Source organism: Pseudoduganella plicata, from assembly GCF_004421005.1.
Taxonomy (GTDB): Bacteria; Pseudomonadota; Gammaproteobacteria; order Burkholderiales; family Burkholderiaceae_D; genus Rugamonas; species Rugamonas plicata.
This window is the reverse complement of the sequence record NZ_CP038026.1, coordinates 4,115,918-4,138,283: the sequence shown is the minus strand read 5'-3', so window position 1 is coordinate 4,138,283 and position 22,366 is coordinate 4,115,918. Positions and strand designations below refer to the sequence as shown.

The following is a 22,366-nucleotide window of genomic DNA, read 5'->3' as shown; positions in this document are numbered from 1 at the left end:
TCAAAAATCTTCCGTCCCCTGAATTCATGCGGCTTCCCGGCTAATAAAAGTTTTTGTTGAGTTCCTTTCGTTGCATGTATTGCTATAGAATCGCCCCGGCGTCGAACGGCGGGCGCCCCCTGCGGTGCCATCGCAAGCTGCCGTCACTAGCCTGGAGCCCCGATTGAACACTCGACTGAGCAGCTGGCACGGCCTGCTGCTGGCCAATCTCTTACTGGCCGCGGCCTATGCCGCCGCCGGCCGGGCCGGCATGGAGCTGGCCCTCGCGCCCGGTTTCGCAACACCATTGTTCCTGCCCGCAGGCATTGCCTTGGCCGCGCTTGTCGCCGGCGGCACGCGCCTGCTGCCTGGCGTTGCCCTCGGCACCGCCGTCATGACAGTGATCAGCCTGCCTCTCGTGCAGGCCGACATCTCAGACAGCGCACGCCTGACCGCCGCGCTCACCGCGGCGGCCACGTCGTCGCTGCAAGCCTACATCGCCATGCAGGCGTTCGTGCGCTGGGTCGATCCCGGCATCGACTCGGGCCGCGACGTGCTGCGCTTCCTGATGCTCGTCCCTGCCCTCGCCCTGACCGGCAGCACGTTGACCTTGTGCGCCCTTGCCCTGCTGGGCGTGCTGCCGGGTGAGAACCTGCCGGCCAACTGGCTGGCGTGGTGGGTCGGCGATACCCTCGGCATGCTGATTGCCGCCCCGCTCGTCTGGATCCTGTGCGGCCAGCCGCGCCGGCTGTGGTGGCGGCGGCGCTGGCTGGTGGGCCTGCCGCTGCTGGTACTCACTGCCCTGTTCGTGACGATCTTCGTGAACGTGCGGCGCTGGGAGTGGAACCAGCAAATGCAGACAGTGCAGCTGAAGGCACAGCAGGCCAGCGACCTGATGCGCGCAAAGCTGTCGGAACACGAGCGCTTCCTGTTTGCCATGTCGAGCGCCATCAATGGCCACGGCCTGGCGATGAAGGCGAAGGACTTCCGGAACGTGGCGCAGGGTTATCTGACGCGTCACCCGGAAATGCTGTCGATGAGCTGGCTGCGTCCCGTCTCCGCCGACGAGCGCGAGACGTTCGAACGGTGGGGCCGCGATAACGTCGACCCGTCGTTTGCGATCCGTGTGCCGGACGATACCGGCGTCATGCGCCCCGTCGGCAAACGCGACATGCATATGGTGGCCACGTTCATCGAGCCGCGCGGCAACCGTATCTATCTTGGCCTGGACATGCTGGCCGAGCAGTCGCGCGCGGAGGCCGTACGGCTGGCACTGCAGAGCGACGAGCCCGTCTCGAGCGCGCCGCTGCAACTGATCCGCAAGGAGCTCAAGCGCGGCGTCGTTCTCCTGCAGGCGGTGCGCCCGCCCGACGGCGGCGAGCCGATCGGCATGCTGCTGATGTCGCTGCAGATGGAAAGCGATCTGCACAGCGTGCTGACGCAGGTCGCGTTCCCGCACCTGGTCGCCACGGTCGACGATCTGGCCACGGGCGACCGCCTGGCTACCGCGACGGGTGCGGGCGCTCCCCACGGCAGCGGCGCCATACACCAGACGCTGCATTTCGGCGGACGCGACTATCTGCTGACCTTGACGCCGACGGCCGAGTACGTTGCCAGCCAGCGCGGCTGGCAAAGCTGGTCCGTCCTGGCGGCCGGGCTGTTCCTGACGGGCCTGCTGGGCGGCGTGCTGTTGCTGATCAGCGGCGAACGGGCGCAGATCCAGGCCCGCGTCGAGGACAGCACGGCCCGGCTGCAGGAGCGCGAGGCCCGGCTGCAGGCCATCCTCGACAAGGCGGCCGATGCCATCCTGACCATCGACAGCACGGGCGTCCTTGTTTCCGCCAACGGCGCGGCCGGCCGGCTGTTCGGCTATGCGGCCGAACAGATGGCGGGACTGCCCTTCATGCAGCTGCTGCCGGCCACGCATGGCGAGGCACCGGCCGTGCTGCTGCGGCGCATCGCCGGCAGTGCGGGCCACGCGTACGAGGCGACCGGCTGGCGGCGCGAAGGCGTGTCGTTCCCGCTGGCCGTCTCCGTCAGCGAAGTGGAGCTGCCGGGCGAGCACCTGTTTGTCGCCATCCTGCACGACCTGACGGAGCAGCAGCGCGCGCAGGAGCGCATCCACCGGCTGGCCCACCACGATCCGCTGACGGGGCTGGACAACCGGCTGTCGCTGAACCAGCGGCTGGACGGGCTGCTGGCACGCGCCGGGCGTGCGCAGGGCGGCGCGGGCGTGATGTTCCTCGACCTCGATCACTTCAAGAAAATCAACGACACGCACGGTCACCAGACGGGCGACCAGCTGCTGATCGCCGTGGCCGGCCGCCTGCGCGAACTGCTGCGCGACGTCGACACCATCGCCCGCCTGGGCGGGGACGAGTTCATCGTGCTGACGGCGGCCGACGCGACGCCGGACGCCGTGAGCCACCTGGCCGCACGCATCGTCGAGGTGCTCGCCCTGCCCTACCAGCTGCAGGGGCTGACGGTGCACAGCGGCGCCAGCGTGGGCGTGGCAATGTACCCGTCCGACGGCACCGACAGCAGCACTCTGCTGCGCCATGCGGACACGGCGATGTACGCGGCCAAGAGCCGCGGCCGCGGCAACTTCCAGTTCTTCTCCGCCGAAATGAACGCTGCGACACACGAGCGGCTGCTGCTGGAAAATCGCCTGTGGCAAGCGCTGGAACAAAACGAGTTCGAGCTGTACCTGCAGGCCCAGGTCGACCTGCGCAGCGGCGCCATCATCGGCGCCGAGGCGCTGCTGCGCTGGCACCATCCGCAGCTGGGCATGGTCGGTCCCGACCGCTTCATTCCCATCGCGGAGGAATCCGGACTGATCCTGCCGCTGGGCGACTGGGTGCTGCAACGGGTCGTGGAATTGCTGGACCGCTGGCGCGGCCTCGGGCTCGGCCACCTGCGGCTGGCCGCCAACCTGTCGGCGCGGCAGTGCCATGGCACCAGCCTGCTGCCGCAACTGGACCGCCTGCTGGGACAGACGGGCATCGATCCGGCCCTGCTGGAACTGGAGATCACGGAGTCAGCGGCCATGCAGGACCCGGAGCGCAGCCGCGAACTGTTGCAGCAGCTGCGCGCGCGCGGCATCAAGGTGGCCATCGACGACTTCGGCACGGGCTACTCGTCGCTCAGCTACCTGAAACTGTTCGAGCCGGACCGCATCAAGATCGACCGCGGCTTCGTGAAAGATATCGAGACGGACCCGAACGACGCCGTGATCGTCACGGCCACCATCGGCCTGGCCCACGCGCTGGGGCTGGAAGTGATCGCGGAAGGCGTCGAGACGCAGGCGCAAGCGGACTTCCTGCGCAGCAAGCACTGCGACGAAGGGCAAGGCTACCTGTTCGCCCGCCCCGTCACGGTCGCGCAATTCGAGGCGCTGGCAGCCGCGTCACTGAACGAGCTGGCATAAAAAAAGAAAAACCGGGAAAGAGAGCAGAAAACCGGTGACAGGCTCCGGTTTCCGGGGGAAACCGGAGCCTGTCACCGGTTTTCTCGCCGGTTTTCTCGCCGGTTTTCTCGCCGGTTTTCTCGCCGGTTTTCTCGCCGGTTTTCTCGCCGGTTTTCTCGCCGGTTTTCTCGCCGGTTTTCTCGCCGGTTTTCTCGCCGGTTTTTTCGCCGGTTTTCTGCTCCGGTTTTCTGCTCTCTTTTCAACCGATGACGTCGGCCAGCGCCAGCACGACTTCCGGGTCGAACTGGCTGCCGCTGCGTTCGCGGATCGATTGCAGCGCTGCCGGTGGCGGCAACGCCTTGTCGTCGCCGCGTCCGTGCGTCAGCGAGTCGTACGCGTCCACCACGGAAACAATCCGTGCCGACAGCGGGATCGCCGTGCCCCGCAGCCCCTGCGGCAAGCCGCTGCCGTCGAAGTGTTCATGGTGTGCGCCGGCGATCTGCGCGCCGTAGGTCAGGTAGCTGACGCCGTCGACCATTCCCGCCGCCCGCTCCAGCACCTTCTGCCCCAGCCGCGCGTGTTCGTCTTCCGTGTGCGGCGTCCGGTCCGGCGCCGCCACCTTGCCGACATCGTGCAGGATGCTGGCTAGGCCGATCATGTCGACCAGTTGCGGCGTCAGCTCGTGCGGGTAGGCGCCCCGCTCCTTCATGCGCGCGGCAATGCCGGACGACAGCTGCCGCACCCGGCGCGCATGCTCCTGCACGTCGCCATCGCGGTAGCCCGCCAGGTCGGCCAGCGCGATGACGGTGGCTTCCTGCGCCTTGCGCAACTGGCCGAACATGTACAGGTTGTCGAACGCGGCGGCGATGCGCTCGCAGAACACTTCCAGCAGGTCGCGCTGGATCTGCGCCAGCGGCCATGGCGGCGTGACGGAAATCGCCACGTCGCGGTGCTCCTGCGTGCGGATGTACAACACGTTGGCGGGGTGATCGTACTGGCTTTTCCGCTCCGCGAACGCTTTGGCGATCGTCGCCGCCAGCGCATGATCGGCAGGCAGGTGTTCGCGCTCGGCCAGCTCGGCGTAGCCGCCCGTGGCGGCGACGACCGTCATGCCGGCCTCGAGGGTGTCGGAAGCGCTGCCCGCGTCCGCCTGCATCAGGCACAGCACCCCGTCGGCTCCAACGTCGAGAATGGCAGAAACCTGGTTCAACACGCCCGACGCGAATTCGCGCAGCGAGTGGATCTGGTACAGGTTCGTCGCGCCGGCCAGGATCTTGCCGAGGCCGACCCGGCTGCGTTCCAGCATGTTCAGGCTCTCGTACGCGCGCAGCGCCGAGATCACCGTAGTGAACAGCTTCTGCGTCGTCAGCTCCGTCTTGGCCTTGTAGTCGTTGATGTCGTATTCGACGATGACGCGCTGCTCCGGCGCCTGCCCCGGCTGGCCGGTGCGCAGCACGACACGTACGATGGCATTGTGCAACTCCTCGCGGATGCGACGCGCCAGGACGAGGCCGGCGTCATCGGTTTCCATGACCACGTCCAGCAGCACCAGGGCGATATCGGGCGTACTGGCGAGGATGTCGAAGGCTTCGCGCCCGCTGTAGGCGGAAAACAGTTCCAGCTCGCGGTCCTTGAACGTCACGTTGCGCAATGCCAGCCGGGTCACCGCATGCACGTCCTGATCATCGTCGACGATCAGCACACGCCATTGCCGCTGGTCCGGTGCGCGCGATTGCGCCGGCTCGTCTTCCTCTTCGTCAAGCAGCCAGTTATCATCGGCAGCAGTCGAATCCGTCATGCGTTCTCCTTCGGGTCCCGTATGAGCGCAGCATAAATCAGAAGCCGCGGCGGTGCCACACAAACTTGCCGTACCGAAAAACATACGGGAGTCTGGTACGCTGTCAAAAACAAACACGGGGGTACATCATGCAAGACAATCAGGATCAGCTGAACGCCGCCGTCGACGGCGCCGGCCGCGAATTCCTCGCCTTTACGCTCGGCCGCGAGGAATACGGGATCGATATTCTCAAAGTGCAGGAAATCCGCGGCTACGAAGCGGTCACGCGCATCGCCAATGCCCCGGACTTCATCAAGGGCGTCATCAACCTGCGCGGCATCATCATCCCCGTCGTCGACATGCGCATCAAGTTCCACCTGGGCGAACCCGTGTACGACCAGTTCACGGTCGTCATCATCCTCAACATCAAGGGGCGCGTGGTGGGCATGGTGGTGGACAGCGTGTCGGACGTGACGACGCTGACGCCGGACCAGATCAAGCCGGCGCCGGAGCTGGGCACGTCGTTCTCGCAGGAATTCATGCTGGGACTGGGGACGATCGGCGAACGGATGCTGATCCTGATGGATATCGACAAGCTGATGTCGAGCCCGGACATGGGCCTGAACGATCCAGCCAACCCCTGAGTGAAGGAACGCCGGTCACACCAGGCCGGCTAAAAGCACGCAGGGCCAGGCGCAAGGGCGCAGACAGTGCTTCAGCACGGCAAGCCCGCCGCAACAACGCCATGCGGGCTTTTCCTGGTCACATCAGGCCGGCTAAAAGCACGCAGGGCCAGGCGCAAGGGCGCAGACAGTGCTTCAGCACGGCAAGCCCGCCGCAACAACGCCATGCGGGCTTTTCCCGGTCACATCAGGCCGGCTAAAAGCACGCAGGGCCAGGCGCAAGGGCGCAGACAGTGCTTCAGCACGGCAAGCCCGCCGCAACAACGCCATGCGGGCTTTTCCCGGTCACACCAGGCCGGCTAAAAGCACGCAGGGCCAGGCGCAAGGGCGCAGACAGTGCTTTAGCACGGCAAGCCCGCCGCAACAACGCCGTGCAGGCTTTTAGCCGGCCTGGCGTTTTGAGCAGGGGTTTTTGCCGGCCAGATCAATGTTCTGGTAGCGGATCTCATACCGCCCCGTCGCCAGATCCTCGACGACGTATTTTTCGTGTGCCTGCACGAACACGTAGCGCACATTGGACCGGCGCTCCAGGTCGTACACCTTGATGAAGACGGGGAAAGCGTTGACGCCGTTATCCAGGGTCAGCTGCATGTCGTGCCCCTTGTTCGCCACCAGGAAGCCCGGTACGTACCCTGAGCGAGTGGGCCACGGCTCGCCATTGGGCGCGACCAGCGCGGGCGTTTCGTTTTCGCACTCGCCGCTGGCATCGGGCAGGACGATCTGCGACAGCGCCACCACCTTGACCGGCGGTGCCCCGGGCGATTCCGCTTCGGACGGATTGCTGCCGGCCGGGCCAGTGCTCCAGCCATCCTGCTCTTCGCTGTCCGCCCGCGGATACAACCGGCTCGCACCGGCCGCCGGGCCCGCGGGCGTGCCGCCCCAGGCGGACGCCAGCACGGTCGATACCTGGCGCGGCTCGGTCACCGTCATCACGCCAGCCGCCCAGCCCAGCGCCAGGCAGCCGGCAGCCGTGAGCCACCAGCGCCAGTTGCGCAGCAGCCGGACGGGCCTGCGGCGCGGCTCCGGCCCGTCGGCCCAGGCCTGCGCCGGACCGTCGACGGAACGCTGGCTGTCGTCGCGGGTGCTTTCCAGCCACTCGACTTCAAATTCTTCCTGGGCGATCCAGTCGTCGTGCTCCTTGCGCCGTTGCGGGTCCGCCAGCGTGTCGTAAGCCGTGTTGACGATCGCCATGATCCGGGCGGCCTTTTCGTCGCCAAAATTCTTGTCGGGATGGTATTTCTGGCTCAGTGCCTTGTACGCGGCACGTATGACTTCCTGCGGCGCGCCGCGCGCCACTTTCAGGTTGTCATAGTGTGTATGTATCTTTCCCATCGCCTCTACATTGTCAGCCGCGCGTCACGACGGGGTTTCGCGCCAAGTCAACCATAATAGCCGAACTCACAACATGCGTTACCGGAACGGCCTACAGCCGGTGCGCGCGGTCGGCATCCGCCAGCGCGGGCGGCAGCGCCACATCCTTGCCGACGATGAGCACCTTGAACAATTCGCCCATTTCCGCCGGCGACAGCAGCTTGTGCACGGCGTTCGCCTGCGGCAGGTAGCGTTGCGAATCGGCGGGATCGGTGCGCAGCAGCAGGTCGCCGATGCCGGCCGCCAGCAGGAACGCGGCCTGGTTCATGTACGCCAGCACGTCCGCCCCGGCATCCTGCGCCGCCAGCGCGGCCGCCGTGAAGTCGACGTGGGCCGTGATGTCCTGCAGCCCCGGCAGATAGAACGGATCGTCATGCGCGTGATGGCGGTAGTGGCACATCAGCGTGCCCGTGCTGCGGTCCGGGTGATAGAACTCGTGGCCGGGAAAGCCGTAATCGAGCAGGATCGCCGCGCCCCTGCCGCCGGCGAGCAAGGCGCCGACGCTGCCCATGAAGCCGCAGGCGGTGCCGTGCAGCTCCGTCACGTAGCCTTCCGGCAGCTCGTTCGCATCCGGGATCTGGCGCGCCAGCTGCTCGCCCTGCGCCGTTGTCAACGCGGTCGGCACGTGCGCGAAGCGGCCGTCCGCAATCGTCACGTCCAGCGCGCGCCAGCCGTCGGCCGTTTTCGTGACAAGGTCCACCGGCATCGCGTCGAGCACTTCGTTGCCGACGATGACGCCGTCGAACCGCTCGGGAAAGCCGTCCAGCCACGTCACCTGCGGGAAGTCGCGCAGCGCCTCCTGCTGGCGCGCGCGCAGTTCGCCGGACAATTCCACGATCGCATAGCTCTCGACGGCAATGCCCAGCGCGGCCAGTTCCGTCAGGATGTCGCGCGCCAGCTTGCCCGTGCCGGCGCCGAATTCCAGGATGCGTGGGGCGCTTTGGGCGATAATGGCGGCCGCGACATGGGCCACGGCTGCGCCGAACAGCGGCGACATCTCCGGCGCGGTTGTAAAATCGCCATCCTTGCCGAGCTTGGCGGCACCGCCGCTGTAATAGCCGAGGTCCGGCGCATACAGCGCCTGTTCCATGAAGCTGGCGAACGAAATGGCGCCCTCGTGCTGGGCGATGTCGGCGGCGATGCGGTGCTGCAGAGCGTGCGACGCGGCCAGCGCATCGGCGGAAGGTGCGGGAAGTGACATTCCAGCATTGTAGCGAATCGCCGGGCCGGGCAACAATGAACCTAGTGGAGCGATGATGACTACCAACCCGACCGCCCCGGTCGTACTCGTGACAGGCGCCGGCCGCCGCATCGGCCGGGCCATCGCGCTGGGCATGGCGGCCGCCGGCTGGGACGTGGCCGTGCATTACCGCGCCTCGCGCGACGAAGCGCTGGACGTCGTCGGCGCGATCCAGGCGCTGGGCCGGCGCGCCGTGGCGCTGCATGCCGACCTGGCCGACGAAGCCGCCGTCAAAGCTCTGGTGCCTGCTGCCGCCGCGGCGCTGGGCCGCGTGAGCTGCGTCGTCAACAACGCCTCGCGATTCGATTACGACAGCGCGGCGGACTTCTCGCTGGCGCAGCTGGACGCGCACATGCATGCCAATCTCGGTGCGCCGCTGCTGCTGGCGCAGTCGCTGCACAGCCACACGCCGGCGGGCGGACAGGCCGTTGTCGTCAACCTGCTGGACCAGAAGCTGTACAATCTCAATCCCGATTTTTTGTCGTACACCCTGTCGAAAGCGGCGCTGCACACGGCCACGACGATGCTGGCCCAGGCGCTTGCGCCGACGCTGCGCGTGGTTGGCGTGGCGCCGGGGATCACCATGGTGTCCGGCGACCAGAGCGAAGCGGGCTTCGCCAAGGCGCACACGCAAACGCCGCTGGGCCGCTCCAGCACACCGGAGGACGTCGTCGCCGCCGTGCTGTATGCGGCCACCGCCCGCGCCGTGACGGGAACGACCCTGCTGGTCGACGGCGGCCAGCACCTGATGCCCCTGCCGCGCGACGTGATGTTCATCGCACAATAAGTACTCGATTCTTTGAAGGTTTAAAACCATGCTGTCCGCCCTCACCCATCCCCGCCTGCAGGACTGCCGCCGGCTGTTCCTGCGTAATTACGAAGTGCAGATCAATATCGGCGTGCACGATTTCGAGAAGAAGGGCGAACAGCGCGTCCTGATCAACGTCGACCTGTACATCCCGCTGGCTGTCTCGACGCCGAAGGCCGACGAACTGCACGAAGTCGTCGACTATGACTTCATGCGCGAAACGATCGCCCGCCGCATGGCCCAAGGCCACGTGCATCTGCAGGAAACGCTGTGCGACGATGTCGTGCAGGCCATGCTGGCGCACCCGCGCGTGCGCGCCGTGCGCGTGTCGACGATGAAGCCGGACGTGTATCCGGATTGCGAAGGCGTGGGCGTCGAAGTCTTCCGCATCAAGGACGACGTATGAACGCCGTGATCGATACGCCAGTGAGCGAGAAGGCCGCCGAGAAGGTCGCCTACGAAAACAACAAGCTGCACAAGCGCCTGTGCCGCCTCGTCGGCCAGGCCATCGGCGACTTCAACATGATCGAGGACGGCGACAAGGTCATGGTCTGCCTGTCCGGCGGCAAGGACAGCTACGCCCTGCTTGACATCCTGATGACGCTGCGCGAACGCGCGCCGATCCACTTCGACATCGTCGCCGTCAACCTGGACCAGAAGCAGCCGAACTTCCCGGCCGATATCCTGCCCGCCTACCTGACGGAGCTGGGCGTGGCGTTCCACATCGAGAACCAGGATACCTACAGCATCGTCAAGCGCCTGATCCCCGAAGGGAAGACCACGTGCTCGCTGTGCTCGCGCCTGCGCCGCGGCATCCTGTATCGCGTGGCGGATGAATTGGGCGCGAACAAGATCGCGCTGGGCCACCACCGCGACGACATCCTCGAGACCTTCTTCCTGAATATGTTCTTCGGCGGGAAGCTCAAGGGCATGCCGGCCAAGCTGGTATCGGACGACGGCAAGCACATGGTGATCCGCCCGCTGGCCTACGTGAAGGAAGAAGACACCACGCGCTACGCGGAAGTGAAAAACTTCCCGATCATCCCGTGCGACCTGTGCGGCTCGCAGGAAAACCTGCAGCGCAAGCAGATCAAGGCGATGCTGCGCGACTGGGAAAAGAAGCACCCGGGCCGCGTGGAAAGCGTGTTCTCGTCGCTGTCCACCGTGATTCCGTCGCACCTGATGGACCGCAACCTGTTCGGCTTCACGGACCTGAAAACGGATGGCGTGGCCAATCCGCTGGGCGATATCGCGTTTGACGAGGAGCCGTGTTCGACGCCGGCCGCTGGCGTGATTCCGTTGCAGGCGCAGTAAAGGCAGGGCTTTCAGGGGGCCACACGGCCCCGTGAAAGGTACCTGCCCCAAATCTATCAGTACACCCGCGCCGTGCGGTACACAGGATACAGGTTGAACCGCTCATCCCACGATGCATGGCGCTTGGCGAAGAACTCCAGGCGCGCGCGCGGATTCTTTGCAAAGGCCGGATCGCTCTCCAGCTTCGCCTTGAACGCGGCCGCAACTTGCGGGTCCTGCAGCTGCTCGCGCGCCACTTCCTCGGCGACGTATTCCTCCATGTACTCCTTGCGCTCGAACGACACGTTGAACATGCCCCACGCGGCCAGCGAGTCGGCGCCCTGCGGTTCCAGCATCGTCATCACGAGGCGGGCCTTCGGCTGTGCGATCGGCACGAACAGCGCGCCGGCGCCGATGTCGCGCGCTTCCCGCTGCCAGCTGCCGTCCAGTGCCATCGTCTGGTGGCCTTCGACCGAATTGGGAGACAGCTTCGTGCTCTCGGCGCGGAACGCCTCGACGTCCACCTTGCCCGGCGCAGCGGCCAGCACCTTGAACGTCACGCCGTGCTGCTTCAGCTTTGGCGCCACCAGCGATGCCTGCGCGGCGGGGACGATGTAGCCGCCGGCCGGCGCCGTGATCACGCGGTCAGGCACGATCTCCTCGCGCAGCGGCACGGTCCACTTCTGCGGCTTTGTTTCGTCGTATTTCGTCCAGACGCCGCCGGACACATCGGACGGCGTGCGCGTGTATTCGTAGCCGGCGAAGTCGATCATTTCGGTCTTGTCCGTCGTGCGGTAGCTGAGCGGGAATTCACGTCCCGCCAGCGCTGCCGAACGGGCGTCCGCCGCCAGCGCCTCCTTGCGCCATTCGGTGCCGTGCCGCGCCACCTGGTCCATCAGCGAGACGATCGTGTTGTACGTGATTTTCACACGCGTCGGATAGTCCTTCCACGAGTGCGTTTCGACCAGCATGGCGAAGCGGTTGCGCAGCTGGAAGTAACCTGTCGAGAAGCGCGCCGTCGACATCTCGTCGACAAAGCCGGACTGCGGTTCGTCCGTTTTCGCGAACGAGATATAAAAGTGCTTGGGATCGGAGCCCCCCTTGCGCAGGTCGGCCATGACGTTGTCGCGCAGCGCCGTGCCGGCCGTCTTGAGAGCCTCGTCGCCGCCGTGCACCGGCTCGACCTGGATCGACACGTCCGGCTGGAACTTGGCGCCGTCCGTCACGTGCAGGTCGATGTACGCCAGCGGGTCCCAGCTGTTCACCAGCGCCAGCATCGCCTGCATCTCCGGCGCATCTGCCTTGACGTAGTCGCGATTGAGGTTGTAGTTCTGCGCCGTCACGCGCCAGCCCATCTCCACCGGGCCGCGCTGGTTCGGGCGGTTCCATTTGCCGAAGCGCTCATGGCCATCGACGTTGAACACGGGGACGAACAGCAGCACCTGTTTATCCAGCGTGCCGCTGGCCGCCTTGCCGTCGAGCGCGTGGCGCAGCGCCAGGAAGCCGGCATCCTTGCCATCGATTTCGCCGGCGTGGATGCCGCCCTGCACCAGCAGTACCGGCAGGTTCTTTTTCCTCGCCGCCGCGGCGGTCAGGGCGCCCGTCTTCGACACGGCCAGCGCCAGCATCGGCCGCCCTTCCGGCGTGCGGCCGAACTCGAAGCACCGCACCGACTTCGGATAGGCCTTCTGGAATCCGTCGCACAGCTTGATCACTTCATCGTAACGGCCCGTGGCCTCGAACCCGGATCGTTCCGCCACGGTGGTGAGATCGGTTGCGGCATGGCTCAAGGGGAATGCGGCGAGCAGGGACAGCGACAGGACTGACGGCAAGGCGGTACGAATCATTCACGGCTCCGGTACGGTGGATGGAAAAGCGGGACGGGCGCCTGTGCGCACCCGTCCCGCCGGAGCATTATAGTATCGATCAGGACCCTGTCGGGAGCCTCCGCGGCTACGAACCGAAGTGGTAATTCAGCTCGACCCAGCCGATGCGGCCCAGTGGGCTGTAGTTGCCGATCGGGTAGTACGGCCAGCCGCCGGAACGATCTTCCTTTACCTTGTTGAACAGGTTATTGACGATCAGGGACAAGGTCAGGCGATCGCTGAAGCGGTACACGGCGCTGGCGTTGACGAGCGTCGTCGGCGTGATGTAGCCGGTCTGCTCCGAGTTCGGGATCTTGCCGTAACGGGTCGCGAACAACGTGGCCGAGATGGGGCCCCGGTCCCAGTTGACGCTTGTCGACAGCTTGTCCGGCCAGTCGCTGCTGTCCAGGGCGTGCAGGCGGTCCTGCACCTCGTCGCCTTCGAACTGCTGCGAGCGGCGCGTGATCGTTTTCGTGTAGTTGCCGCGCACCGTGAACGTGCCGTAGTCGCTCGTGCGCAGCGCATATTTCGCGCTGACGTCGAAGCCGCTGACGCTTTCCTTGGCCGCGTTGATCGGATTGACGCGGATCTCCTTGATCTCGCCAGGGCGGTTCGGCGAGTTGTCGGCGTAGCGCGTGATGCGGCTGACGGTATCGACGCACAGCGACGAGGCACTATCCAGTCCGCCCAGGCGGCAGGCCGCTTCGTCGCGCAGCAGCTTGTCCGCATCGAGGTTCACGACCAGGTCGTCGATCTTGATGTTCCAGTAGTCCAGCGACACGTCGAACGCGCTGCTGGGCGACCAGACGATGCCCGCGCCGTACGACTTGCCCTGCTCCGGCTTCAGGTCGCGGCTGCCGTACTGCACGTAGTCGGCGCCGGGCGACGCGTCGGCATATTCGCACGAGGCCAGCGGCTCGCCTGCGACTGCGCAGCGGTAATAGTCCGTGGTGGACGAGTAGTAGCCCGTGCCGCGCGCCTTGTAGATGTAGTTCATGTCAGGCGCGCGGAAGCTGGTGGCGTAGTTCGCGCGCAGCAGCAGGTCCTTGCGCGGCCGGAATTCGAGACCGGCGTTGTACGTGAACTTGCCGTTGCGGCGCTCGGCGAACTCATAGCGGTCATAGCGGCCGGCCAGCGTGCCGGTCAGCGTGGACAGCAGCGGGATGTTCAGTTCGGCGCCGGCCGCGTAGCGGGTGCGCGTTCCCGCCGTGACGAAGCTGCCCGGCACCAGGTTGAAGTAGCCTTCGTTGATACGCGGGTCTGGTGCGTTGGTGAAGCCCTGGCGGCCCGCCTCCAGCACGGCCGCCAGCTGCAGCGGACCGGCCGGCAGGTCGAGCAGTTTGCCGTTGACGCTGGCCGAAAGGGTGTGCGTCCACGATTCGTCGTCGCTGTCGGCCTGGCCCGTGATCGAGTCGAATTCGGCCGGTGTCAGGCGCCGCGTCAGGCGCGCCGGATCGGGCGCGTAGATGGCGACGCCGTCCGCATCCGTGCCCAGGCGCGGACCGAGGAAGAAGCTGTCGATATTGGCCAGCGCACGCGGCACGTGGTTTTCGCTCTTGTAAGCGGAGGCGCTGTAGCCGGCCTCGTACTTCCAGCCCGTCTGGCCGATATTGCCGCGCACGCCCAGGGATGCGGCCAGCGCGCGGTCTTCCCACGTGCGGTCGTAGCGCTGCACGCTGCCCGTTTCCTGCGGCGAGATATAGCGTCGCCACTCCTCGTAGGCACCCGTGTTCTGGTTCAGGAAGTAGCTGTTGCCGATCGAGTCCGCGGTCCACGACGGGCCGCGCGTATTGCTGGCGGTGTCGTTGCGGCCCAGCAGAACGTCGGCAAACAGTACGGCCTCGCCCAGGTCATAGGTGGCACTGGCGAAGGCGTTCTTGCTGCGGTTCTCCGTCTGCAGCGTCCAGTGCGTATTGGCGGCCTTGCGGCTGGCGCAGTAGGCCCCTGCCTTGGCCGTATAACTGAAGACGCTGTTGTCGAACATGTCGGCGAAGTCGTTGCAGGCATTGCCCAGGCTGACGTACTTGCCCGTGTCGAGATTGCGGCGCGACAGGATGTTCGTGGGCGTGCCATCGCGTTCGGCCATGAAGTCGCGCTGCAAGGTCGACAGCCGGTCCCGTTCCGACAGTTCCAGGCTGAACACCGTCGTCAGCTTGCCGAACGTCTGGCCGCCCGTGAATTGCACGCGCCGGTCGCCGCCGCCCCCGCGCGACGACGTGCCGCCCTTGACGTTGACGTCGAAGCCCTCGGCCTTGGTCTTCAGGATGATGTTGATGACGCCCGCGATGGCGTCCGATCCGTAGATCGCGGAAGCGCCGCCGGACAGGATCTCGATGCGCTCGACGATGCTGGACGGGATATTGGCCAGGTTGGTGAAGTTGACCGTGCCTTCGTAGGCGGTCGGGAAGTCGGCCAGTCGGCGGCCGTTCAGCAGGATCAGCGTGTGGTTCGGACCCAGCCCGCGCAGGCTGATCGTGTTGGCCGATGGCGTAAACGTGTTGCCGTAATCGGCGCCCTGCACGAAGCCGCTGTTCTGCGCCTGGTTGTTCAACGCGTCGAAAACGTTCTTGTAGCCCTGGCGCGTGATGTCCTCACCCTTGAGAATCGTGACGGCCGATGGCCCTTCCAGGGTGGCACGGGCAATGCGCGAGCCCGTGACGATGACGGCCGTGGGCGCGGCACCGGCTGCCGGTGCTTCGGCGGCCTGCGTGGACTGGGCGTGTGCCAGCAGCGGCATAAATTGGGCGCATTGAGCGCCGATGAGCGCGGCAAGCAGTTTTTTCTTCTTCATATTGGCTGGGTTCTCCCTGGATTTCTGTGGTGTCCTGGTGGGATGCGAACCATACCAAACGCCCCCCACAGTTGGAACGAATGGTTTTGCGCTAGCTTATGCGCTTTGCCATTTTGCCATTTTGCTATCGCCAACGTGACAAAAAAAACCGGGGCAAGCCATGATGTGACGCACTGGCGTCACATCATGGCTTGCCCCGGCCTTGCTTCAAAGTTCTTGCTTACCGGCCTTGCTTGTCGGTCCTTGTTGCCGGTCCTGCTGCCTCAGGCCGCGTGCGATGCCGGTGCCGGCGTGTGATACGCCGCCAGCAAAGCCGCCTCCTTCTGCTTCGCCGCCTTCAGGTGGCGCTCCTTGACGTGGCCATAACCGCGGATGTCTTCCGGGATGCGGGCGATCGCCACGGCTGTGGCGAGGTTCTCGCTTGTGAGCTTCGGCAGCAGCGCCGCTACCGTGTCACGGTACTGCCTGACCAGCGCGCGTTCCGTCTTGCGCTCGGCCGTGTAGCCGAAGATGTCCAGCGGACCGCCGCGCAGGCCCTTGAGCTTCGCCAGCAGCTTGAACGCCTGCAGCATCCATGGGCCGAACTCCTGCTTGACCAGATGGCCGTCCTTGTCGTGCTTCGCCAGCAGCGGAGGCGCCAGGTGGAACTTCACCTTGTAGTCGCCTTCGAACATGCCTTCGATCTTCTGGCGGAACGCGGGGTCGGTGTGCAGGCGGGCTACTTCGTATTCATCCTTGTATGCCATCAGCTTGTACAGGTAGCGGGCGACGGCTTCCGTCAGTTTCAGCCCCTTCGGGTTGAGTCGGCTCTCGGCCGCGCGTACCGTATCGACGAACTCCCGGTACTGGCTGGCGTACGCCGCGTTCTGGTAGGCCGTCAGCAGTTCGATGCGGCGGCCGACGATCTCGTCAAGCGTCTGCGTGCGCTTGAATTCGATGACCTGCGCCGGCGCCGTCATCCTCGTCACGGCGCCCAGGTCCACCGCCGCGTAACGGCCCCAGTTGAAGGCGGCCTTGTTGAAGCCGACCGAAACGCCATTGAGTTCGATCGCCTTCATCAGCGCGCCTTCCGACAGCGGCACGTGGCCCTTCTGGAACGAATAGCCCAGCATGAACATATTGGTCGCGATGGAGTCGCCCATCAGCGCCGTGGCGATGCGTCCGGCGTCGACAAAGTCCACGCGCTCGGCGCCGCAGGCCTTGACGATTTCGCGCTGCGACGAGTCGCCCGGGAACTGCCAGTCCGGATTCTTCACGAATGCGGCAGTCGTGGCGCCGGTCGAATTGATCGCCGCCCACGTGCGGCCCTCGCCCATGCGCGACAACGCGTCGCGGCTGGCCGTGACGATCTGGTCGCAGCCGATGACAAGATCCGCGCTGCCAGTGCCGACGCGCGTCGAGTGCAGGTCCGACTGCCGGTCGGCCAGGCGTACGTGCGACATCACCGGGCCGCCTTTTTGCGCCAGCCCGCTCATGTCCAGCACCACGGCGCCCTTGCCTTCCACGTGCGCCGCCATCGCCAGGATCTGGCCGACGGTGACGACACCGGTGCCGCCGATGCCCGTGACGAGGATGCCGTACGGCGTGGCCGTCGACGGCAGCACGGGCGCCGGCAGCGCAGGCACGTCGCCCGTCCCTGCCGCGGCCTTCTTCGGCTTTTTCAGCTGCCCGCCCTCGACGGTGACGAAGCTGGGGCAGAAGCCGGACACGCAGGAATAATCCTTGTTGCAGCTGGACTGGTTGATCTGGCGTTTTCGCCCCAGTTCCGTTTCCAGCGGTTCCACGGACAGGCAGTTCGACTGCACCGAGCAGTCACCGCAACCTTCGCAGACGGCTTCGTTGATGACGGCACGCTTGGCCGGATCGGGGAATTCGTTGCGCTTCCTGCGGCGGCGTTTCTCGGACGCGCAGGTCTGGTCGTAGATCATGGCCGACACGCCGGGTTTGTCGCGCAGTTCCTTCTGCACGTCCATCAGCTCCGAGCGGTGGCGCACCGTGACGCCGGGCGCCCACGCGTAATCGTCGGGATACTTGTCCGGATCGTCGGTGACGACGATGATCGGCGTGACGCCTTCGGCGGCGATCTGGCGCGAGATCATGCCCGGGTCCAGCGGACCGTCGACGACCTGGCCGCCCGTCATCGCGACGGCGTCGTTGTACAGGATCTTGTAGGTGATGTTGACCTTGGCGGCGACGGCCGCGCGGATGGCAAGGATCCCGGAGTGGAAGTAAGTGCCGTCGCCCAGATTCGTGAAGACATGCTTTTCGTTCGTGAACGGCGCCTGGCCCACCCACGTGACGCCTTCGGCGCCCATGTGCGTAAACGTCGACGTCTCGCGGTCCATCCACAGCACCATGTAGTGGCAGCCGATGCCGGCCAGCGCGCGCGAACCTTCCGGCACCTTGGTCGACGTGTTGTGCGGACAGCCGGAGCAGAAGAACGGCGTGCGGTCCGTCTCCGGATTCGGCTTGACCGGCACGGATTTCAATACGAGCTCTTTCGCTTCCAGGAAGGCGATGCGCTCCTGCACCCGGGCCGCAACGGGGTGGCCGGCGCAGTAGTGCGAGATGCGGCTGGCGATCGCGCGGGCGATCTGCGCGGGATTGAGTTCATAGGTGGCCGGCAGCAGCCAGTCGCCATGGCCGGAGCGGTGCTTGTTCGACCATTCGCCGGTGTCGTCGAACTTGCCGACGACGCGGGGCCGTTCGCCGTCGGGCAGGTTATACAACTCCTCCTTCAGCGCGTATTCGAGGATCTGCCGCTTTTCCTCGACGACGATGATCTCGTCCAGGCCGCGCGCGAATTCGTGCACGCCGTCCGCTTCCAGCGGCCACGTCATGCCGATCTTGTACAGGCGGATGCCAATGTCGGCGGCGGCCTGCTCGTCGATGCCCAGGTCGGCCAGCGCCTGGCGCGTGTCCAGGTACGATTTGCCGGCCGTGATGATGCCGATCTTCGGCTTCGGGCTGTCCCAGATGATGCGATTGAGCTTGTTGGCGCGCGCATAGGCCAGCGCGGCGTACCACTTGTAGCTGTTCATCCGCACTTCCTGATCCAGCACGGCATCGGGCCAGCGGATATTCAGGCCGCCGGGCGGCAGCTCGAAGTCGTCCGGCATGGCGATCTGCACGCGGTCGGGATCGAAGTCGACGACGGCGCCCGACTCGATGATGTCGGTCACGCACTTCATCGCCACCCACAGCCCCGTGTAGCGGCTCATCGCCCAGCCGTGCAGGCCGTAGTCGATGTACTCCTGCACGGACGACGGGTACAGCACGGGGATGCCGCACGCGGCCAGGATGTGATCCGACTGGTGCGCGGTGGAGGACGATTTCGCGGCGTGGTCGTCGCCGGCCAGCACCAGCACGCCGCCGTGTCTGGCCGAGCCGGCGTTGTTGCCGTGTTTGAAGACGTCGCCGCAGCGGTCCACGCCGGGGCCTTTGCCGTACCACATGGAAAAGACGCCGTCGTACTTCGCGTCCTGGAACAGGTTTGTTTGCTGGGTGCCCCAGACGGCGGTGGCCGCGAGGTCTTCGTTCATTCCGGGGTGGAATTTGACGTGGTGCGCTTCCAGGTGCTTTTGCGCCTTGATCGCCGTCATGTCGATGCTTGTCACGGGCGAGCCGCGGTAGCCGGTGATGTAGCCGGCCGTGTTCAGGCCGGCCTTGACGTCACGCTCGCGCTGCATCATCGGCAGGCGGATCAGCGCCTGTGTGCCGGTCATGAAGGCGCGGCCGCGTTCGAGCGTCCACTTGTCGTCGAGCGTAATGTCGGATTGATGCTCCGGCGTGCCTAGCTCCGTACCCTTTTGAGGTGCGTTCATGGGTTTTGTCTCCAATATTCTTTCTAAGTGCCAAAGCCGGCGCCCCTTCTGACGAGGGGCTGCCGGCTTGTCTTTACTGCTGTGTAAAACAGAGACAGTCCCCCTGCGGGGACAGTCCCTTGCGCATCTTACGCCTCGGACCTGGCTGGGTCTTCCAGCACGCCGCGCCTGATCTGGTCGAGTTCAATCGACTCGAACAGCGCGCGGAAATTGCCTTCGCCGAAGCCCTGGTCGCCCTTGCGCTGGATGATCTCGAAGAAGATCGGTCCGATCACGTTCTGCGTGAAGATCTGCAGCAGCAGTTCGCGGCCACTTTCGCTGTTAGCCTGGCCATCGATCAGGATGCGCAGGCGGCGCAGCTCGTCCAGGTTCTCGCCATGGCTCGGCAGGCGGCGGTTGACCAGTTCGTAGTACGTCTCGATGGTATCCTGGAACGCGATGCCCTTGTCGCGCATGCCCTGGATCGAGCCGTAGATATTGTCCGTGCCCAGCGCGATGTGCTGGATGCCTTCGCCGTGGTATTCGTTCAGGTACTCGGCGATCTGCGATTTGTCGTCCGACGATTCGTTGATCGGGATGCGGATCTTGCCGCACGGGGACGTCATCGCCTTCGATTTCAGGCCCGTCAGCTTGCCTTCGATGTCGAAGTAGCGCACTTCGCGGAAGTTGAACAGGCGCTCGTAGAAGCCGGCCCACTCGCCCATGCGGCCGCGGTAGACGTTGTGCGTCAGGTGGTCGATGTACGTCAGGCCGTTGCCCACCGGGTTCGGATCGACGCCTGGGATCGCAACGAAGTCGGCATCGTAGATGCTGATGTCGCCGATGCTGCCCGGCGTCACGCCCTTGTCGGCGTTCTTGCCGCGCCAGCGGTCGACGAGGTATAGCAGCGAATCGCCCACGCCCTTGATGGCGGGGATGTTCAGCTCCATCGGGCCGGTCTTGTTGTCGAAGCCCCACGCGCCCATCTCCAGCGCCTTGTTGTAGACGTAGGCCGCATCGTCGACGCGGATCGCAATGGCGCACACGGACGGGCCGTGCTGGCGGGCGAAGCGCTGCGCGAACGAATCCTGCTCGGCATTGATGATGAAGTTGATCTCGCCCTGGCGGTACAGGGTGACGTCCTTGGTGCGGTGGCGGGCGATGGCGGTGAACCCCATGTTCTCGAACAGCGCGCCGAGTGCCTTCGGATCGGGCGCGGCGAACTCGACGAACTCGAAACCATCGGTTCCCATCGGGTTGTCCCAGGGCGTGAATTGCATGCTTGTCTCCTTATCAGAATAGCGCCCAGTATAGACCCCGTTTGAAAGAATTAAATTGCAAACAATTCCCAAGGACACCGCTTTTGAGCAATAATATTGCGATATTCATCCCCTAACGAGGAATTCATGACCAAGATCGCGCTCGACAAGACCGACCGCAAAATTCTCGGCATTCTGCAGGCCGACGGCCGCCTGTCCAACCAGGACGTGGCGGAGCAGGTCAGCCTGTCGCCGTCGCCCTGCCTGCGCCGCATCAAGCGGCTGGAGGAGGAAGGCGTCATCCGCCAGTACGTGGCCCTGCTGGACCCGGACAAGATCGGCCTGGGCCTCCTGGCCTATGTAAACGTGCGTCTGGAAAAGCATAGCGACGCCGCAGCGCACAGCAACGCCCGCGCGCTGGGCGCCCTGCCCGGCACGGCGTCGCCGCGCGAGGACTTCGCCGTGGCCGTCGAGCAGTGGCCGGAAGTGGTGGCCTGCTATGCGATGACGGGGGAGATGGATTACCTGCTGCGCGTGCACGTCGAGGACATGGACCACTTCTCGCGTTTCATGATGGCGACGTTGCTGCGCCACCCGGCGGTGCTGGATGTAAAGTCCAGCTTCGCACTGCAGCGCATCAAGGATACGACGGCATTGCCACTGGTGTGATACGGGCCTGCGTCAGTGCCGCGTGGTACCGGCGCAGGCATCCATCAGGAAGTCGGCGAAGTAGCGCGTCATCGGCATGCCGGTCAGCGGTTCGAGAAACAGGAACTGCCCCTGCGGATTCACTTCGAGCCAGACGAATTCGCCGTTCGCGTCCTGCTTCAGATCGACGATCCCCATCTTCAACTCCAGCGCATCGAGCACGCGGCGCACCTGCGCATGCAGCGCCTGCGGCACTTCCCACGCGCTGACGGGCACCGACAGGTCGGCGCGCCAGTCCAGCGCTTCGGAGTCGATCGCGGCTGCCCAGGAGCGGTCGCCGAAACAGTTCAGCCGGATGTGCCGGCAGCCCGGAATATATTCCTGGTAGACGGCGGGACAAGCCGCGTACGACGCCTCGTCGATGGCCTCGGGATCGTCCAGGAAGCGCGTGAACAGCATCGGTTCGGCGACGCCGACGACGGCCTTCACGATGACCCGTCCGGCCGCTTCGCGATACAGGTCCAGTACGTCCTGCCGGCGTTGCGTGACGACGGTGCGCGGCACACGAAAGCCCATCTTGCTCGCGACGGACAACTGCAGGAACTTGTCGGCGGCGCGCAGCGTGGCGGCCGGCGACGAGACCCACTGGCCGTCGAAATCCGCCGAAAACATGCCCATCAACGTGCCGCGGCATTCGACATCGATCAGCGCATGGTGGCTGGGCGGCGCCGTGGCATCGCGCTGCTGGGCCGGTTGCGGACGGCGCCACCAGATCGCCCCGACATCGGCCACGTCGATGGGCATGCCATCGCGGCAGCGCAGGCTCACTTGCGCACGCCCGGAGGAAAACCGCCAAGAGATGCCGGGCGAATTGGCGATCCGGTCAGTTTCAAACAATGCGCAAGCCTGGCCGCGCGAGTGGAGTTCGCGCTGGACCATCAGCGCATGCAAGTCGTCCTTGCCGGTAACGATTAATATCATGTCGGTGCAGCCCCTGGAGTGCGTAGCACCGTGGTGCTACGCGGTGAAGAAAATGCTGATGCCGCCGCGTTATGCCATCACGCCACAGTCATCGGCGCAGCCGGCGCTGCACGTCGTGGCCGCGCGCAAGCCTTGCGGTGCCGCGATCGACACGCCGGTCAGCGCGCGCGCGTTTTCTTCCCATTGACGCAGCTCTTCAGGCCCGCGCACTTCGATATAGCCCTCCGGCTGCATCATCAGCACGACTGGTTTTGCGTCGGTTTTCATGCGTTCGCGATCGAATTTTTCGCCTAGTTTCATGACATCTCCATTTGGTTTGATCAGGTGCGGTACGGCGTACCGCTTCTTGTCCTGCAACGTCATGGTGCGCCTGGGCGGCGCCGGTGTCTGTCGGAGAGATGTCGGACTGTTGTCGCGCTGTTGTCCAGGCTGTCAGCCAACTGTCGCCAGCTGTAACGCGAC

General features: G+C 65.3%; 15 protein-coding genes. 6 read left to right on the top strand and 9 right to left on the bottom strand.

The annotated features are described in order from the left end of the window. Positions 1 to 163 precede the first annotated feature (163 nt). On the top strand, positions 164 to 3,406 hold the full coding sequence (locus E1742_RS18130) for an EAL domain-containing protein (RefSeq protein WP_229466070.1): 3,243 nt from the start codon (positions 164 to 166) through the stop codon (positions 3,404 to 3,406). Between the two features lie 238 nt (positions 3,407 to 3,644). Here the strand turns inward: E1742_RS18130 and E1742_RS18125 are convergent, their stop codons facing one another. After that, complete coding sequence (locus E1742_RS18125; RefSeq protein WP_134386399.1) at positions 3,645 to 5,183, bottom strand: DUF3369 domain-containing protein; 1,539 nt, start codon at positions 5,181 to 5,183, stop codon at positions 3,645 to 3,647. A 128-nt stretch (positions 5,184 to 5,311) separates the two neighbouring features. Here E1742_RS18125 and E1742_RS18120 point away from each other — a divergent pair, with 128 nt between their 5' ends. Continuing rightward, positions 5,312 to 5,806, top strand: a complete 495-nt coding sequence (locus tag E1742_RS18120; RefSeq protein ID WP_134386397.1) for a chemotaxis protein CheW — start codon at positions 5,312 to 5,314, stop codon at positions 5,804 to 5,806. A gap of 420 nt (positions 5,807 to 6,226) precedes the next feature. Here the strand turns inward: E1742_RS18120 and E1742_RS18115 are convergent, their stop codons facing one another. Continuing rightward, a complete protein-coding gene (locus tag E1742_RS18115; RefSeq protein WP_134386395.1) occupies positions 6,227 to 7,177 on the bottom strand; it encodes a J domain-containing protein in 951 nt (316 codons plus the stop codon). 91 nt (positions 7,178 to 7,268) lie between these two features. Continuing rightward, the gene (locus E1742_RS18110) at positions 7,269 to 8,417 is read right to left on the bottom strand and encodes a class I SAM-dependent methyltransferase (RefSeq protein ID WP_134386393.1); all 1,149 of its coding nucleotides are present in this window, start codon (positions 8,415 to 8,417) and stop codon (positions 7,269 to 7,271) included. A 55-nt stretch (positions 8,418 to 8,472) separates the two neighbouring features. On the opposite strand from E1742_RS18110, the gene E1742_RS18105 reads away from it, so the two are divergent. The 3 genes from E1742_RS18105 to ttcA are packed head-to-tail and all read left to right on the top strand — an operon-like array spanning position 8,473 to position 10,578. Beyond that, positions 8,473 to 9,243, top strand: coding sequence for an SDR family oxidoreductase (locus E1742_RS18105; RefSeq protein ID WP_134386391.1), 771 nt, complete (start codon positions 8,473 to 8,475; stop codon positions 9,241 to 9,243). A 28-nt stretch (positions 9,244 to 9,271) separates the two neighbouring features. After that, the gene (locus E1742_RS18100; RefSeq protein WP_134386389.1) at positions 9,272 to 9,670 is read left to right on the top strand and encodes a dihydroneopterin aldolase; all 399 of its coding nucleotides are present in this window, start codon (positions 9,272 to 9,274) and stop codon (positions 9,668 to 9,670) included. Further along, entirely contained in the window at positions 9,667 to 10,578 is a 912-nt protein-coding gene (gene ttcA / locus E1742_RS18095; RefSeq protein WP_134386387.1) for a tRNA 2-thiocytidine(32) synthetase TtcA, read from the top strand. Before E1742_RS18100 ends, ttcA begins: the two co-directional genes overlap by 4 nt. A 56-nt stretch (positions 10,579 to 10,634) precedes the next feature. On the opposite strand, the gene E1742_RS18090 is transcribed toward ttcA, so the two are convergent. The 4 genes from E1742_RS18090 to hppD all read right to left on the bottom strand — a co-directional run bounded on the left by E1742_RS18090 (position 10,635) and on the right by hppD (position 20,296). Further along, positions 10,635 to 12,404 carry a M14 family metallopeptidase gene (locus tag E1742_RS18090; protein WP_134386385.1) on the bottom strand — a complete coding sequence of 590 codons (1,770 nt, stop codon included), beginning with the start codon at positions 12,402 to 12,404 and terminating at the stop codon, positions 10,635 to 10,637. Between the two features lie 106 nt (positions 12,405 to 12,510). Further along, entirely contained in the window at positions 12,511 to 15,213 is a 2,703-nt protein-coding gene (locus E1742_RS18085; protein WP_134386383.1) for a TonB-dependent receptor domain-containing protein, read from the bottom strand. Between the two features lie 263 nt (positions 15,214 to 15,476). Beyond that, positions 15,477 to 19,037, bottom strand: a complete 3,561-nt coding sequence (locus tag E1742_RS18080; protein ID WP_134386381.1) for an indolepyruvate ferredoxin oxidoreductase family protein — start codon at positions 19,035 to 19,037, stop codon at positions 15,477 to 15,479. Between the two features lie 128 nt (positions 19,038 to 19,165). After that, positions 19,166 to 20,296, bottom strand: coding sequence for a 4-hydroxyphenylpyruvate dioxygenase (gene hppD / locus E1742_RS18075; protein ID WP_134386379.1), 1,131 nt, complete (start codon positions 20,294 to 20,296; stop codon positions 19,166 to 19,168). 126 nt (positions 20,297 to 20,422) lie between these two features. Between hppD and E1742_RS18070 the strand changes: the two genes are divergently transcribed. Continuing rightward, positions 20,423 to 20,944, top strand: a complete 522-nt coding sequence (locus E1742_RS18070; RefSeq protein WP_107144178.1) for an Lrp/AsnC family transcriptional regulator — start codon at positions 20,423 to 20,425, stop codon at positions 20,942 to 20,944. A 12-nt stretch (positions 20,945 to 20,956) separates the two neighbouring features. Here the strand turns inward: E1742_RS18070 and E1742_RS18065 are convergent, their stop codons facing one another. Both E1742_RS18065 and E1742_RS18060 read right to left on the bottom strand, forming a co-directional pair. Beyond that, entirely contained in the window at positions 20,957 to 21,904 is a 948-nt protein-coding gene (locus E1742_RS18065; protein WP_134386377.1) for an MvdC/MvdD family ATP grasp protein, read from the bottom strand. A gap of 69 nt (positions 21,905 to 21,973) precedes the next feature. Beyond that, on the bottom strand, positions 21,974 to 22,267 hold the full coding sequence (locus E1742_RS18060; protein WP_189568926.1) for a hypothetical protein: 294 nt from the start codon (positions 22,265 to 22,267) through the stop codon (positions 21,974 to 21,976). Positions 22,268 to 22,366: the final 99 nt, after the last annotated feature.